13 protein-coding genes, 1 tRNA gene and 1 pseudogene are annotated in these 14,229 nt (G+C 69.4%); 5 read left to right on the top strand and 10 right to left on the bottom strand.

Annotated elements, in window-relative coordinates:
• Positions 1 to 351: 351 nt before the first annotated feature.
• Positions 352 to 1,626, top strand: a complete 1,275-nt coding sequence (locus A5700_RS18530; protein WP_068075541.1) for an aminotransferase class I/II-fold pyridoxal phosphate-dependent enzyme — start codon at positions 352 to 354, stop codon at positions 1,624 to 1,626.
• 13 nt (positions 1,627 to 1,639) lie between these two features.
• On the opposite strand, the gene A5700_RS18525 is transcribed toward A5700_RS18530, so the two are convergent.
• The 10 genes from A5700_RS18525 to A5700_RS18480 all read right to left on the bottom strand — a co-directional run bounded on the left by A5700_RS18525 (position 1,640) and on the right by A5700_RS18480 (position 10,922).
• On the bottom strand, positions 1,640 to 2,518 hold the full coding sequence (locus A5700_RS18525) for a patatin-like phospholipase family protein (protein WP_068075538.1): 879 nt from the start codon (positions 2,516 to 2,518) through the stop codon (positions 1,640 to 1,642).
• Positions 2,519 to 2,526: 8 nt separating this feature from the next.
• On the bottom strand, positions 2,527 to 3,417 hold the full coding sequence (locus tag A5700_RS18520) for a class II glutamine amidotransferase (protein WP_068075535.1): 891 nt from the start codon (positions 3,415 to 3,417) through the stop codon (positions 2,527 to 2,529).
• Between the two features lie 21 nt (positions 3,418 to 3,438).
• Entirely contained in the window at positions 3,439 to 5,070 is a 1,632-nt protein-coding gene (locus A5700_RS18515; RefSeq protein WP_068075530.1) for a long-chain fatty acid--CoA ligase, read from the bottom strand.
• 156 nt (positions 5,071 to 5,226) lie between these two features.
• The gene (locus A5700_RS18510) at positions 5,227 to 6,363 is read right to left on the bottom strand and encodes a WD40 repeat domain-containing protein (RefSeq protein WP_231973939.1); all 1,137 of its coding nucleotides are present in this window, start codon (positions 6,361 to 6,363) and stop codon (positions 5,227 to 5,229) included.
• A gap of 357 nt (positions 6,364 to 6,720) precedes the next feature.
• Positions 6,721 to 7,503 carry a DUF427 domain-containing protein gene (locus A5700_RS18505; RefSeq protein ID WP_068075579.1) on the bottom strand — a complete coding sequence of 261 codons (783 nt, stop codon included), beginning with the start codon at positions 7,501 to 7,503 and terminating at the stop codon, positions 6,721 to 6,723.
• A 9-nt stretch (positions 7,504 to 7,512) separates the two neighbouring features.
• Positions 7,513 to 7,785 (bottom strand): DUF6295 family protein, encoded by a 273-nt coding sequence (locus tag A5700_RS18500; protein ID WP_068075528.1) that lies wholly within the window; start codon positions 7,783 to 7,785, stop codon positions 7,513 to 7,515.
• Between the two features lie 7 nt (positions 7,786 to 7,792).
• Positions 7,793 to 8,542 (bottom strand): dienelactone hydrolase family protein, encoded by a 750-nt coding sequence (locus A5700_RS18495; protein WP_068075524.1) that lies wholly within the window; start codon positions 8,540 to 8,542, stop codon positions 7,793 to 7,795.
• A gap of 121 nt (positions 8,543 to 8,663) precedes the next feature.
• Positions 8,664 to 9,476: a hypothetical protein gene (locus tag A5700_RS18490; protein WP_068075521.1), complete on the bottom strand. Its 813-nt coding sequence runs from the start codon at positions 9,474 to 9,476 to the stop codon at positions 8,664 to 8,666.
• A 114-nt stretch (positions 9,477 to 9,590) separates the two neighbouring features.
• Positions 9,591 to 9,664: transfer RNA gene (locus tag A5700_RS18485), tRNA-Leu, on the bottom strand.
• A 31-nt stretch (positions 9,665 to 9,695) separates the two neighbouring features.
• Positions 9,696 to 10,922: a bifunctional 2-polyprenyl-6-hydroxyphenol methylase/3-demethylubiquinol 3-O-methyltransferase UbiG gene (locus A5700_RS18480; RefSeq protein ID WP_068075576.1), complete on the bottom strand. Its 1,227-nt coding sequence runs from the start codon at positions 10,920 to 10,922 to the stop codon at positions 9,696 to 9,698.
• 188 nt (positions 10,923 to 11,110) lie between these two features.
• On the opposite strand from A5700_RS18480, the gene A5700_RS18475 reads away from it, so the two are divergent.
• The 4 genes and pseudogenes from A5700_RS18475 to A5700_RS25480 all read left to right on the top strand — a co-directional run.
• Entirely contained in the window at positions 11,111 to 11,458 is a 348-nt protein-coding gene (locus A5700_RS18475; RefSeq protein ID WP_231991429.1) for a DUF732 domain-containing protein, read from the top strand.
• Between the two features lie 408 nt (positions 11,459 to 11,866).
• Positions 11,867 to 12,766, top strand: coding sequence for a PE domain-containing protein (locus tag A5700_RS18470; protein ID WP_068075516.1), 900 nt, complete (start codon positions 11,867 to 11,869; stop codon positions 12,764 to 12,766).
• 60 nt (positions 12,767 to 12,826) lie between these two features.
• A complete protein-coding gene (locus tag A5700_RS18465; protein WP_068075513.1) occupies positions 12,827 to 13,987 on the top strand; it encodes a PPE domain-containing protein in 1,161 nt (386 codons plus the stop codon).
• Positions 13,988 to 14,152: 165 nt separating this feature from the next.
• Positions 14,153 to 14,229: pseudogene (locus tag A5700_RS25480) on the top strand (WXG100 family type VII secretion target); the annotation flags it as partial.

Below are 14,229 nucleotides of genomic sequence, written 5' to 3'. Positions count from 1 at the left end.
AGCAAACCTTTCCGATCCGCAGAGCAAACACTTGACCGTCGCGCCCACCTGTGTGGTGCGGCGGGTCATGATCGAGGGCTGATCTCGGTCTAGGACGAGAAGTGGTCAGGCACAGAGATTTTCGCGACACACCGCTGAAAGCGTCCCGGCGCAACTTCGACCGGCATTGTTATCGGCAAATTGCTTCGCGATTCACGAGGCATTCAACACGTGCCCAGTAATCTGAGGCTCCGCGGTCGGGCCCGGACAGCACGAGATCGATCCCAAGGAGCGCACGTGACCCTCACTGCCGGCATCGCCCCTACCACTTCCGTTGCCGCACTGCCGGATCCGGCGGCGTTAACAGGAAGCATGCAAGACTTTCGACAGCTGGCCGGTGACGACCTCGTCGAGCGGCTGAACGAGTTCTATCAATGGCAAAGCGTGCGCCGCGAGCATTGCCTCTGGCCACTGGGCCGGGCCACCGAGGCCGGGCCCAGACGGCACGCCACCGTTCACGACGACAGCGGCCGGCGGATGGCCGGGGTCAACTTCGGGTCGCAGGACTACCTGTCGCTCTCCGGCCATCCCGCTATCAAGGCGGCGGCCCGGGCCGCGGTCGACGCATACGGCGTGCACAGCGCGGGATCGCCTGCGCTGGTTGGCAATACTTCGGTGTCGTTGGCGTTGGAACGGCGCATCGCGGGGTTCGTCGGTGCCGAGTTCGTCAGCCTGTTTCCGACGGGCTGGGCGGCCGGCTACGGGGTGGTCAAGGGCCTGGTGCGGCCCGAGGACCACATCGTGATGGACCGGCTGGCGCACGCCTGTTTGCAGGAGGGTGCGCATGCGGCGACGCGCAACGTCCACACCTTCGGCCACAACGACGTCACCGACGTGCGCGCGAAGCTCACGGCGATCCGCTCCCAGGACCGCACCAACGGCATCATGATCGTGACCGAGGCCCTCTTTTCGATGGACTCCGACACCCCCGCACTCGCCGAAATGCAAGCACTGGCAGACGAATTCGGCGCGACCCTGATGGTCGACGTCGCCCACGACCTGGGTTCGATGGGTCCTGACGGCCGAGGCCACCTCGGGCTGCAGGGCATGATCGGCAAGGTCGATCTGGTGATGGGCTCGTTCTCCAAGACGTTCGCCTCCAACGGCGGCTTCGTGGCGACCAAGCATCGCAAGGTCACCGAATACCTGCGTTACTACGCCTCGCCCAACACATTCTCCAACGCGCTCTCCCCGATCCAGGCCGCCGTAGTACTGCGGGCCTTCGACATCGTGGACAGCCCGGAGGGTGCCGAGTTGCGGAGGCGAACCATGGCCAACGTGGTGGCGCTGCGCACCAGCCTGCGCGACGCCGGCTTCGACGTGTACGGGGAACCGTCACCCATCGTCTGCGTCAAGATGGGTAACGAGGGGCTCGCGCGCCTGGTCAGCCGGCAGCTGCACGAACACGGGCTGGTCGCGAACCTGGTGGAATATCCCGCGGTGGCCAGGGGCCAGGCCCGCTTCCGGCTTCAGGTGATGGCGAACCACACCGACGGCGACATCGCCTGGGCCGTGGACCGGATCGCCGACGGTCACCGCCGGGCAACGATCGAGATGAAGGAACTGGACGCCGCACGCACCTGCTAACGGCCCGCGCCCGTCACACACCCAGGAATTGGGCGACGGCGCGGGCCTCGCGGCGGCCCTGCTCCCGGCCGGCGCGGGCCGAGCCGACGCGACAGCCCGGGTCCAAGGGATTGGGGCCGAAGGCCGCCAGGGACTCGGCGTCGGCGAAGATCGCCAGCGTCGGGCCGGGAAACCTTGCGACCTCCGCGGCCGGCCCGGGCCCGAACGGCGACGGGGTGTCGGCGCCAGCGGGCACCAGGACCACCGCGGTGGCGCAGTCGGCGGCCACGCCCAGGTGCACCGAGCTGGCCACGCCGCCGTCCATGTAGTGCCGGCCACCGATGGACACCGGCGGCCATGCCCCGGGCACGGCGCAGCTGGCCGCCACCGCGTCGATCAGGTCTACACCCGAATCCCGTTGAAAGACTTCGACTTCGCCCGTCCGCACGTCGATGGCCGTGATACGCAACTCCCGCGCGGGCCAGTCGTGTGTGGGCAGCCGCTGCTCGATCACCCGGCGGCGCACCGGCGCGGGCACGGTGTCGGTGCGCAGCGCCACGGCGCCGATCCGCTGCAGCTGCTGGCGGGTCCGGTCCCCCGTCGGCTCGAACGGCCCGGCCAGGGCTGCCAGGAAGCGGGCGGTGATGGTCTCGACGTCGACACCGGGGTCGATCTCGGCCGACGTTTCGGCGACCTGCCGGTCGAACAGCTCCGCCAGCGGGGTCCCGCTGCCCAGTTGGGCGGCGACCGCCGAGCCCGCCGAGGTGCCCACCAGGACCGCCGACTCCACCAACAGCCGCGCGGCCTCGGGCGCCTCGTCGGCGATACCGAGCAGTACGCCTGTCTCCCAAGCGATCCCGGCGATGCCCCCGCCTGCCAGCACCAAGGCACGTCGGGGCGTCGGGTCCGTCATCGCGCGCGTCAGGCCAGCTGCCGCGTGTTGGGCAGGGCGTGCTGCGAGTCCTCCACGGGTGCGCTCAGGTCCTCGCGGCGCAGCAGGTGTTTGGGCGGGTCGGGCAGGATCACGCTGCGGTGGATCCGCAAGTCGGCGTCGACGTGGAAGAGTTCCCCCGAGGGCAGCAGGCGCCAGCGCGGGTCGTCGTCCATCGGCTCGGTGGCGAACACCACCGACGGCCGCGCGCACAGGCTGTCCGCCACGGCGTGAATCCGCTTGGTGCGCAAGTCGAATCCGGAGTCACGCTCGGCCGTGTCGGCGCTGCGGTCCAGGATGCAGAGCTGATGGGTTTCGGGGTAGCGCAGCGCCCACATGTCGGTGGCCGTGCTCAGCAAGATGTTGACGGCATAGATCTGCGCGTTGCCGGCGAGCCACGTCATGGCGTCGGTGAGGCCGGCCGACACGTCACCGTCGTGGGTGCGGATCGCGGCGGTGATCAACGCAAAGACCCGCTCGGAATCGGTTTGCCCGAGCACCAGGTGGTCGGCGGCCAGCTCGCGCAGTCGTTCGTCGAGGATCTCCAGACCCTCCAGGACGCCGTTGTGCGCCATGATCCGGCCGTCCTGCAGGAAGGGATGGGTGTTGAGCACGCCGAGCGTGCCGGTGGTCGCGTACCGGACGTGGGCGATGAACGTCGTGCCCGTCATTTGGTGGGCGTCCGTGGCGAACTCGGCGTCGCGCCACGCCGCGATCGGCTCCTTGTCGAGCTGTGGCCGACCGTGCGTGTCGAACACGCCGATCCCCGAACCGTCGGGGTTGCGTCTGCTCTGCTCGGACAGGCTGTCCGGGGCGTCCACCAGCCAGAACGTCGCGGTGCAGGCGTGGGTCCCCGTGTGCAGGCCGAAGAGTCGACACATGGGTGTGACGCTACAGGGCCGTCAGTCGCGGGCCTCGAGGACCTGGTAGGCGTTCTCGGCGTAGCGGGAGCGGATGGTCTTCTTGTCGTACTTGCCGACGCTGGTGCGCGGAATCTCGTCGGCATACGCCCAGCGTTCCGGAAGCCACCAGCGAACTACCTTGTCGGCCAGGAACTTTCGCAGGTCGCTGGCGTCGACCGTGGCGTTCTCGCGCAGCACGACGACGGCCAGCGGCCGTTCCTGCCAGCGCTCGTCGGGCACGCCCACCACGGCGGCCTCGATCACGTCGGGGTGACCGATCAAGCAGTTCTCCAGCTCGACCGACGAGATCCATTCGCCACCGGACTTGATGACGTCCTTGGCCCGGTCGGTGAGGGTGACGAAGCCCCGCTCGTCGATGCGGCCGACATCGCCCGTGCGCAACCAGCCGGAGTCGAACTTGGCGTCGTCGTGCCCACGGTAGTAGGAAGCGGTGATCCACGGCCCGCGGACCTCGACCTCGCCCACCGCCTCGCCGTCGTGGGGCAGCGGCTGACCGCCGTCGTCGACGATGCGCATCTCCACCCCGCACACCGGCTGCCCCTGCGTGCCGCGGAAGGCCCAGTGCTCGTCGTCCGGCGTCCCCGGCGGCGGGTACGCCATGGTGGCCAGTGGCGAGGTTTCCGTCATGCCCCACAGCTGCCGGACGTGGACGCTGTGCTTGTCCTCGAAGTCGCGCATCAGCGACACGGGCACCGCCGACCCGCCGCAGACCACGAGCCGCAGCGACGACATGTCGTGGTCCGGATCCTTTTCCAGGTAATGCAGGACGTCGTTCCAGATGGTGGGCACGGCACCGGCGATGGTGGGCCGCAGCGTCTCCACCATGTCGATCAACGACCGGGCGTCGAGGCGGCAGTCCGGCAGCACCAGGTCGGCGCCGGCCATCAACGCCGCGTAGGGCAGCCCCCACCCGTTGGCGTGGAACATCGGCACGATCGGCAGCACGCTGTCGATCGTGCCGACGCCGATGGCGTTGGTGGTACACGCGCCCATGGTGTGCAGGAAGCTCGAACGGTGGCTGTACACAACCCCTTTCGGGTTGCCGGTGGTGCCGCTGGTGTAGCACATCGCGGCCGCGGACCGCTCGTCGATGTCGGGCCAGTCGAATTCGGTCGGTTGGCCGTCGAGCAGCTCGGCGTAGCGCAAAACGGTCTTGCCCGATTCCTGCAGCGGCGCGAGGTCGCCGTCCCCGACGGCGATCACGGTGTGCACGGTGGAGAGTTCGCCGAGCACCGGGGCGAGCAGCCGGGCCAGGGACAGGTCGACCAACACCACCTGGTCCTCGGCTTCGTTGGCCACGTAGGCGATCTGCTCGGGGAACAGCCGGATGTTCAGGGTGTGCAGCACGGCGCCCATCGACGGCACGGCCAGATAGGTGGCCAGGTGCTCGGCGTTGTTCCACATGAAGGTCGCGACCCGCTGGTCACCGCGCACGCCGAGGTCGCGCAGCCCGTGGGCCAGCTGGGCGGCCCGCTCGCCGACGTCGCGGTAGCTGCTGCGCCGGTAGCCGCTCGGGGTGGCGGTGGTGACCGTACGGCCGCCGTGAATGCCGCAGCCGTGCCGCATGATCGCGGCGATGGTCAACGGAAAGTCCTGCATGGTGCTGTCCATCGATGTCCCGCCTCGTTCGAACCTGTTTACGTGTGAGCCGCCCGGCCGTCTCCCACCCTAAGCCCGATCCGGCCCCGAGTGGGGCGCCTTGTCCGCGGGGCGCACCGCCACCCGTTCGGACGGAATTGCGCCGGGGATTATTCGCTGCCGGTGCGGCTAGGCGAGCGCCGGCTCGCGTGGGCCGAGCGGGGGCAGCCAGGCGGTCGACGACTCGCCGTGGTGCGGCTCGCTCGCGATCGCCGCGGGGGCCGGGGCGGCGATGCGGGCCGCCAGGACCGCGCCCGAGAAGTCGCCGACGTAGAGCCGGGTGCCGTCCGGGCTTTCCGCGATGCACGACGGGTGCTCGGCCTCCGTGATCTCCCCGACGACGTCGAGGGTGCGGGTGCTCAGCACGGTGACGCGGTCGTCGCTGATGGCGTAGGCGCGGCCGCCGTCGCGGCTGAGCGTGAGGCGGGTGAGCGGCCCGGTGATCTCGTCGATCTTGCGGGTGCGGATGATCTTGGCGGCGCGGGTGCCGACGCCGGTGTCGAGCCGGGTATCGACGCCGGTGTCGACGATGTCGACCACGGCGCCCACGACGGGTCCGCAGCTGGCGACGTAGGCGGTGCGGCCGTCGGCGCTCACCGCCACGTCGCGGATCGGCAGGCCGAGCTCGACGACAGCGGCGATGCGCGGAGGCCCGGCGGCGTCGAGGTCGACGACGTGCAGGACGCCGCCGGCCGGGCCGTTGGTGCCGACGCACAGGCGACGGCCGTCCTGGCTGATCCGCACGCATTCGGTGGTGACGGCGGCCGTGGCGGCCAGCTCGATGACGCCGCATTCACCCGCTTCGGTGTCGATGATCACGACGTCGGCGCCGCGCACGCCGTTGCGGGCGGCGTAGCTGCGCGTGCCGTCGGGGCTGACGGCGAGGTCGCTGATCCGGTGCGCCACCCGGTGCGACGCGAGCAGCCTGTCGGTGCAGACGTCGACGACGTCCACGGAGTCGCACGCGGCGCGAGCGGTGCTGACGTAGGCGCGGGCGTCCTCGGCGCCGCTGGTGGCGACCGCGAACGGCTCGGCCAAGCCGCTGATGGTGGCGGCGACCCGGCAGGTCGTGGTGTCGAGCACCGAGATCGCGTCGCTGCCGTAGTGCGCGAGGATCAGCCGGCCCGGGCTCACCGCGAGATCGCTGATCGCTCCTCGGCCGGCCTGGGTGCGGACGACGGAGCCGGGTTCAAACCGGAATGCCCGATCGCCCGGGGCGTTTCGCGCACCGTCGTCGCTGATTGGGAGGTTCACTGGCAGGTTCACTGGCACCGCCTTCACTGGTTGTCGGCGCAACCGGATGTTGCCGGTCGGCTGCGCCTCCGGCGTCCACCGGACTCAACGCCGAAAGGCGCTGAGGTGACTGCAAATTGCGAGTCTACCGACCCGGATTGGCGTCGCCGAAAGTTTTGCCGACGCCACGTAACGTGCATCACACTGGCCACACAGCTTGCGCTCAGCTTTGAATCTCGAAGTAATGCAGGCCCTTCCGTCAGCGAACCTCGATACCCGCGTTGGCGCGGCGTTTCGGCGAATGTCGCTACCCGAACGCGGCGACGCGCCGTTTAGGCAATTCTCAGCCGGACACGACAGAGAAAAATGTCACAATCCGCACACAGCGGATTAACTGAAGTGAGTACGCGGCCTGCCCGATGCCACACCGTCGACGACGATGTCAAGCTTCTCGTTGTAAAAGGCGACCAGTCCGGCGATTTGGGCGACCGCCGGCAACGGGTAGTGATAGGTCCAGGCAAGGTCGGGATGGACCACCGGCGAGCCGGGTTGCCCCGTCCGCACCGACCAGTAGCCCGAGGTCACCCCCTTGTAGGGACACAGGGTCTGGGTGGCGCTGGGCTCCAGCTGCGCGAAATTGATGTCGGTGGGATCGATGTAATACCTTGTGGGCAAGCCTGTCTCGAACAGCAGCACCGCAGAAGTGGTGTCCGCCAACACGATTCCGTCGAGTTCGACGCGCACGTGCCGGTGCGAGCGCAGGGCGTCCACCCGCGAATAGGGGTTGCGCGGGTGGCCGTAGATCGGTTCGTCCTCTTCGAACCAGCGCAACGGATTCCATTCGAAACGCACCAGGCCGGCCACCGGGCTGTCGGAGTCGGGGTCGAAGACGCGGGCGGCGGCTTCGTGGACCTGCCCCTCGCCCACCAGGGCATGCAGCCGCGACGGCCCGAATTGGACGCGCTGCGCGTGGTTTTCGTCGCGCAGGAACTCGGCGTTCACGTCGGCCAGCGGGATGTAGTACTGCGGGTAATAGGGAATCTCCCAGACGTAACGGGCCGCGGTGGTGTCGAAGACCAGCGCGTCACCCAGGTAGCCGCGGACTCGTCGCGGCGCCGGTTCCACGCGCCCGCGCGCGGCGGCCGCCTGCGGGTAGTCGATGTCGGCGCTCATCGCGTCCACCTACTGGTGCTTCGAGGCGAGGCCGGCCGGGGCGTGGCCGATCGCCGCGCGGATGGCGTCGGCCAGCGCCAGGGCGCTTTCCTCGGTCAGTTCCAGCGCGACCCGGGCCGCGGGGCCGAGCTGGGGGTTGATCACGTCGATGTTGACCGTGTGGGTGTAGGGCGCGTGGACGGCGTGGTCGACATAGACGGTCGCGCGGCTGGCGCCGAACCAGCCCGTTGGCCCCTTCCCGCTGCCGTCGATGTCGACGTGTTCGGTGAGGTGTGTGCACATGCGGCGGTCAGCCTTTCAGGTGGGTGGCGAAGAAGTCGTCGATGCGCCGCCAGCCGTCGACCGCCGCCTCGACGCGGTAGGCGGGGCGGTCGACGGAGAAGAACGCGTGGCCGGCGCCGTCGTAGGAGACGAACTCGTGGGGCTTGCCGAGCTTGGTCAGCTCGGCGTCCAGCGTCGCCACCGCCTCGGGGGACGGGAACTTGTCCTCGACCCCGAACAGGCCCAGCAGCGGGCAGCTCAACTTCGGCGCCAGGTGCAGGATCGGCCGCATGTTCCTGCCCTCCGGCGGCTCCTCCACGACGTAGCCGCCGTAACAGTCCACCGCGGCGTCGAACGGCAGCGAACATGCCGCCAGGTAGGCGTGCCGCCCGCCCGAGCAATGCCCGATGACGCCGATCTTGCCGTTGGCGCCCGGCAGCGAACGCAGGTGCTCGACGGCGCCCGCGACGTCGCCGACCAGGCGTTCGTCGGGCACGCCGCCCGCGGCGCGCGCGGCAGCGGCGGCGTCGTCGGGAGACGCGCCGGGCGCCTCGCGCGTGTAGAGGTTCGGGGCCACGGCGTTGAAGCCGGTGCTGGCCAGCCGGCGGACGAATTCCTTGGTCTCCCGGTCATATCCGGGCATGTGGTGGATCCACACGATGCCCCCGCGGGACCCCTGCGCCAGCGGCACCGCCTGGTAGGCCTCGATCTGATCGCCGCCGTGACCGGCGATGGTGATGGTTTCCGCCCGCAGGGCGTCCGGGCTGACCGCGTTCATCGCTGCTCCTTCTCGGCGCCCATGCCCGGGCACCTGCCTGGCCGCGAGCCGCGCGGAGCCCGTGCGGCCGGTCCGGGGTCGCCCCGCCGGACACCAACCTAGCGAAAAAGCTTGGGCGCGGTCAGCGCCGCTTGTCGCGCACCTTGTACGTCGAAGGCCACGACTTGCGAGACTCGTCGCCGGTGAGTGGCGTACCCATGCCGCCGACCTTGACGTTGTAGGCCTCCTTGCCGGGGCCGACCTCGCGGTTGGCGTGCTCCTGGGCCAGGAAGTAGAGCTCGTCGATGGTGGCCTCGTCGTAGGCGACGAACGAGGTTTCCCGGGCCACGTCGTCGATGCCGGCCAGCATCCGGACTGGCAGCAGCCGCGACGCCAGCGCCGCGAGCCCCAACAGCGCGAACGGGACGATCCAGTAACCGAGGAAGGACAGCGGCGTCTTCGTGTCCAGGATGAGCGGCGGCCCGCCCGCGGGGCCCCTCGGGTCACCGGGACCCTCGAGGATCGACGGGATCGCCGACGACACCGTCATGGCGGCGAACGTCGAGACCCACAGCCAGCTCAGCACCTTGACGGTGCGCCCGAACAACTCGGTCTTCACTACGTCGGCGGGCTGCTCGGCGGCCAGGTACTCCGCGACGAAGGGTTTGCCGGCCAGCACGCCGGCCAGCGCCACCGCGAAAATCGCCGCGTTGCTCAACGTCAGGATCCACCGCTGCAGGAACGCCTCGCTGAGCGCGAAGCTCAGCACGGCGAGAATGAAAAGCGCTGCGGCCGAGGCGAAATCGAAGGGCTGCCACGGGCGGTTGACCAACCCTCCCAGCGCCAGCGCGACGGCGGCGAGCGCCAGCGCGACCAGCGCGGCGGCGCCGAACGGAACGTTGCCTACCAGAACCCAGTACACGAGCCACGGCCCGAGCCCAAACAGCATGCCCACAAGGGGTCAGTGTATGGGCGGCGATTTGCTGGACGGCGGCGGCAGGCCGGGGTGTCGCAAGGCTTCTGCGCGCGGCCAGCTAAGCGGCGCGCTTAGCTGACGGAGGTTCAGGAGTGCCCCCAGTCGGACTCGAACCGACACTTGGCGGATTTTAAGTCCGCTGCCTCTGCCAATTGGGCTATGGGGGCTCCGCGGCGAATCTAGCCGATCCCGGGGGCGCTACCCGGCCGGGCTCGCGTCGAGCGCCATGGCCAAGAAGTCGAGGCGCCACAGCGCCCGAAACAGCGCTTTGGCGAAGTCTTGCAGCAGTGGGCGGTGCTCGTCGCCGACGTTGCCGGCCTGCGCGACCAGCTCGATGATGGCGCGGATCGGGCGGCGGCCGTCGACGTGCTGGACGAGCGGTAACTGCGCCGGGTTGAGCTTCTGTTTCGCACCGGGCCAATAGATTTCGTCGCCGACGAGCCGGCACGCGGTGCGCGGCTGCGGAACGTAGTCCAGCCACGCGCTCGTCGCGAAGTCGATGACGTAGTCCTCGCTGGGGCGCTCCGGGCGGCAGGCCAGGAAGAAGTGGGTGGCGTTCGCCGGCTGCAGGCGCTCCATCACCGACCACACCTGGCGGTCGGGCAACCGGTTGAGCATCGCCTGGAATTCGCTCGCGGGGGCGAGCATGTCGTGCGGGTAGTACGGGGACTTGTGGAACCAGTCCTGGAAGTGCAGCCCGGCCGCGGCGACCAGGTCCAGGCACTGCGCGACGGTGTAGTTGCGGGCACGGCTGTGCAGGAAGGTGTCGACCAGCGCACCGTCGGACGTCAGGTCGTGCGCCGCCTTGAGATAGGTGCGCACCGGGTGGTCGGCCGGCAGCACCGCGATCGCCTCCTTGACCAGACGCACCGACGCCTCGTCCTGGGACAGCCCGAGGTCGTGAAACACCGATTCCAGCATCTCGACGCCGAGGCGGCCGTACTTCGCGTACAGCATCACGGCGAGCACCCCGTCGCGGCGCAGGCACCCACCCAAGGCCGTCAGCCCGGCCAGGGGATCGGCCAGGTGATGCAGGACGCCGCTGGAGATGATCAGGTCGAAGTCGCGGCCCAGCGTCGCGACCTCTTCGATGGGCAGCAGGTGTAGCTCCAGGTTGTCCAGCCCGTGCTTACCCTTCAAAAATTCGTGATGCTGCAACGCTTTTCGGCTGACATCGATGCCCACCACGCGGGCGCCGCGGTTCTTGAACGCGATGAAGGCCGCCTGGAATGTGCCGCAACCGGCGATCAGGATGTCGAGGTCCGGCTTGTAGTTGCGGTTCGGCCACAGGACCCGATGCGCCCAGAACGGGTCGAACCAATCCCAGTGCGTTGTGCTCCACGCCTCGAGGTCGGCGACCGGGGGTGGATACTCCCACCGGTCGTATTGGCGGGACACGCCGTCAGCGCGCGGATCCTCGGTCACTTGGGCGCTGGCTCCTTCGGCGACGGCGTGCCGGGCCGGCACGTCGGAACGGTCGCGACCAACTTACAAGCCGGTGCCGATCGCGGGCGAGATTAAAACCGCTGGTCGACTCGTCGAGACAGATGCCACGGACGCCGTTAAGATTCGGTTCCTGCGCCCGCAGGCAAAGCCGACGGAAGGGTCGACGAGTGAAGAACACGGCACGGTTGAGTGGTCGGGTCACTGTCGTTGTGGCCGGTCTCCTCAGCGCCGGTGCCGTCGCCTTCGCCGTCGCACCGCTCGCCCAGGCCGACCCGGCGGACGATCAGTACCTGCAAACGCTGCAGCGCCACGGGATCGGCTGGCCGAGCGGTTCAGACGGGATGATGATCAACGTCGGGCACGCGGTGTGCCAGGACTGGTCCGCCGGTGACACCTTGGCCCAAACCGTGGGCGACGTTCAGAAGACGCTCGGGCTGAGCAACAACGGCAGCGGCACCATCATCGGTGCGGCGACGGCCGCGTACTGCCCGGAATTCCGCAGCAAGCTTCCCTAGTCCGGCAAACTTTCCCGCGGCCGCTCGCCACCGCGAACGCCGGCCGACTGTGCTGTCTTTCGGTGCGCATCCGCCGCGCGCGGCGCACCGTCACACCGGCGTCAACTTCGCCGATCGCTCGGCATGCAGGGCGGCCGGCCATCCACTAAGATCCGCGCGCCGCGCGCGTTGGCGTCGTTTGCCCGGCGTTCACAAATGACATCACCGTGTCGGCCGGCAGGGTCGTGTTAAAACTGCCGCCCTCATCGTTAAAACGCCGTAAACGGCTTTAACGCGGGCCCTTTCGGTCAGGACCGTGGAGGCAGGGGTCGCTAGCCTTACCGCCAGCGCACAGGGGCCGTTACGTGAACACTCAGGGTCGATCCACCGCAAGGGGGTCGGCCCGTTCCGAACACTAGGGAGCAATCAATGTCGTTTTTGACAACACAGACCGAGGAAATGCTGGCGGCGCAGTCGCTGCTGTCGGGGATCAACACCAACCTGGCGGCGCAAAACGCCGGCATCGCGTCGGCGACCACCGTGCTCGCTCCCGCGGCGGCCGACCCGGTTTCGGCCCAGCAAGCGGCCATCTTCTCCGCCTACGGCACCACCTACCAGACGATCGCCGCCCAGGCGCAGGCCCAGCTCGAGCAGTACGCCAGCACCCTGGGGATCAGCTCCAACGCCTACGGCGACACCGAGTCGGTCAACGCGGCGCAGGCCGCGCTCGCGAACGCGACCAACGCGCCGCTCGCCGCCGCGGCGGACACACCGTCCAACACTCCTCTGGACTGGCTGGCCTACCTCCTGGGCAGCACCGGCAACGGCACCAACCCGAACATGCTCGGCGGCATCTTCGGCCTGTCGAGCAACGGCGCCAACATCCTCAACATCGGTGGCGGCAACTGGGCTTCGGCCGCTTCCGACCTGTTGGGTCTGGCCGGTGGTGGTCTGCTCGACACCTCGGGTGACGCCGCCGGCGCGGGCCTGGCCGCTGACATCGCCGCCTCGCCGGAGCTGGGCGCCACCGGCGCCGCGGCCGGCGGCATGGTCGGCATGGGCGGGGCCCCGGTGGCCTCGATGGGTTCGGCGACCATGGTCAGCAGCCTGGCGGTGCCGCCGGCCTGGGCCGGCACGGCTCCCGTCACCGCCACCCCGGTCAGCGCCATCCAGACCGCGGGCTGGACCGCCGCCGCGCCGCAGGCCGGCGCCGGGACCATCATCCCGGGCATGCCGGGCATGGGCGCGGCCGGGCGGAGCAGCGCCGGGTTCGGCGCCCCGCGCTACGGCGTCAAGCCCATCGTCATGCCGAAGCCGACGGCCGTCTAGCGCGCCCCGGTCACCCAGACACGTGAATTTTCCAACAGACAAATAGGAGCGGGATAAAAAATGGTTCTTAGCTTTGCGGCAATTCCCCCGGAGATCACCTCCTCGCTCATCTACAGCGGCGCGGGCGCCGCGCCCCTGATGGCCGCCGCCACGGCGTACGCCAACCTCGCCGCCGAGGTCAGCGCCACGGCCAGCCAGTGGGAGTCGATCATCTCGCTGCTGACCAGCCAGCAGTGGACGGGCGGCGGGTCGGCCGCGGCCGCGACGGCGGCGCAGCCGATCATCACCTACCTGACCGAAACGGCGACGACGCTCGAGCAGGCCAGCGCACAGGCCACGGCGTCGGCCGCGGCCTACGAGGCGGTGTTCGCCGCGGTGGTGCCGCCACCGGTGATCCTGACGAACCGGACCACCCAGGCGGCGCTGGTCGCGAGCAACATCCTCGGCCAGAACACCCCCGCGATCGTCGCGCTGGACACGCTCTACGGCGAGTACTGGGCGCAGGACGCCGCGGCCATGGCCGCATACCAGGCGGCCTCGGCGGCGGCCGGCGTGCTGACCCCGGTGACGCCGCTGACGTCCACCACCGACCCGGCGGCCGCGACGGCGGTCGACAACGCCGCCCTGGCCGGCGACGCGAGCGGTGGCACCGCTCAGGCGCTCGCCGCGCCGCTGGCGCAGGCCGTGACATTGCCGTTTACCACCGACGGTCTGCTGGGGTCGATCGACAACTTCCTCGGCACCCCGGCCGTGCTGAACGGCATCAACGGCGCCGTTAACACCGCGGCATGGTTCGTCATGAACACCATCCCGACCGCGGTGTCGCTGGGCCACACGCTGGGCGCCGTGCCCGCCATCGCCGTCAGCGACGTGGTGCCCGCGGGCGCCGCCGGCATCACCGAAGGCACCATGGTCGGCGCCGTGGCGCCGGCGGGCCTGGGTGGCGTGTCGTCGGCGGCCCTCGGCGAGGCGTCCGCGGTCGGCGGCCTGTCGGTCCCGGCCGGCTGGGGCTCGGCCGCCCCGGCCACCCTGGCGTCGACCACCGCCCCGCTGGAGGGCTCGGGCTGGACCGTCGCCTCCGAGGCCGCGGCGGCCGAGCCGGTGACCGCGATGCCCGGCATGCCGGGGATGGCGGCGGCCGCCAAGGGTGCGGGCGCCTACGGTGCCGGGCCGCGCTACGGCGTCAAGCCGATCGTCATGCCCAAGCAAGTTGTCGTCTGATATGGGTCCGCTCATGTGGGAGAAGAAGGGGGTACATGTCACCCGTTTGAGGCGATCAGTTAACCGATAAGCCGTAATCTGTCCACAAAGCGGCTACGACACAGTAACTACATCTGTTAAGACTTCGACGACTGAAGGCTTGAAAGACAACTAAGGAGAAACACCATGGCTACACGTTTTATGACCGACCCGCACGAGATGCGTGCGATGGCGGGCCGTTTCGAGGTTCACGCTCAGACGGT

The organism is Mycobacterium sp. E1214 (genome assembly GCF_001666755.1).
Taxonomy (GTDB): Bacteria; Actinomycetota; Actinomycetes; order Mycobacteriales; family Mycobacteriaceae; genus Mycobacterium.
The sequence above is the reverse complement of the archived record's forward strand: the minus strand, read 5'-3'. Positions and strand labels throughout refer to the sequence as shown.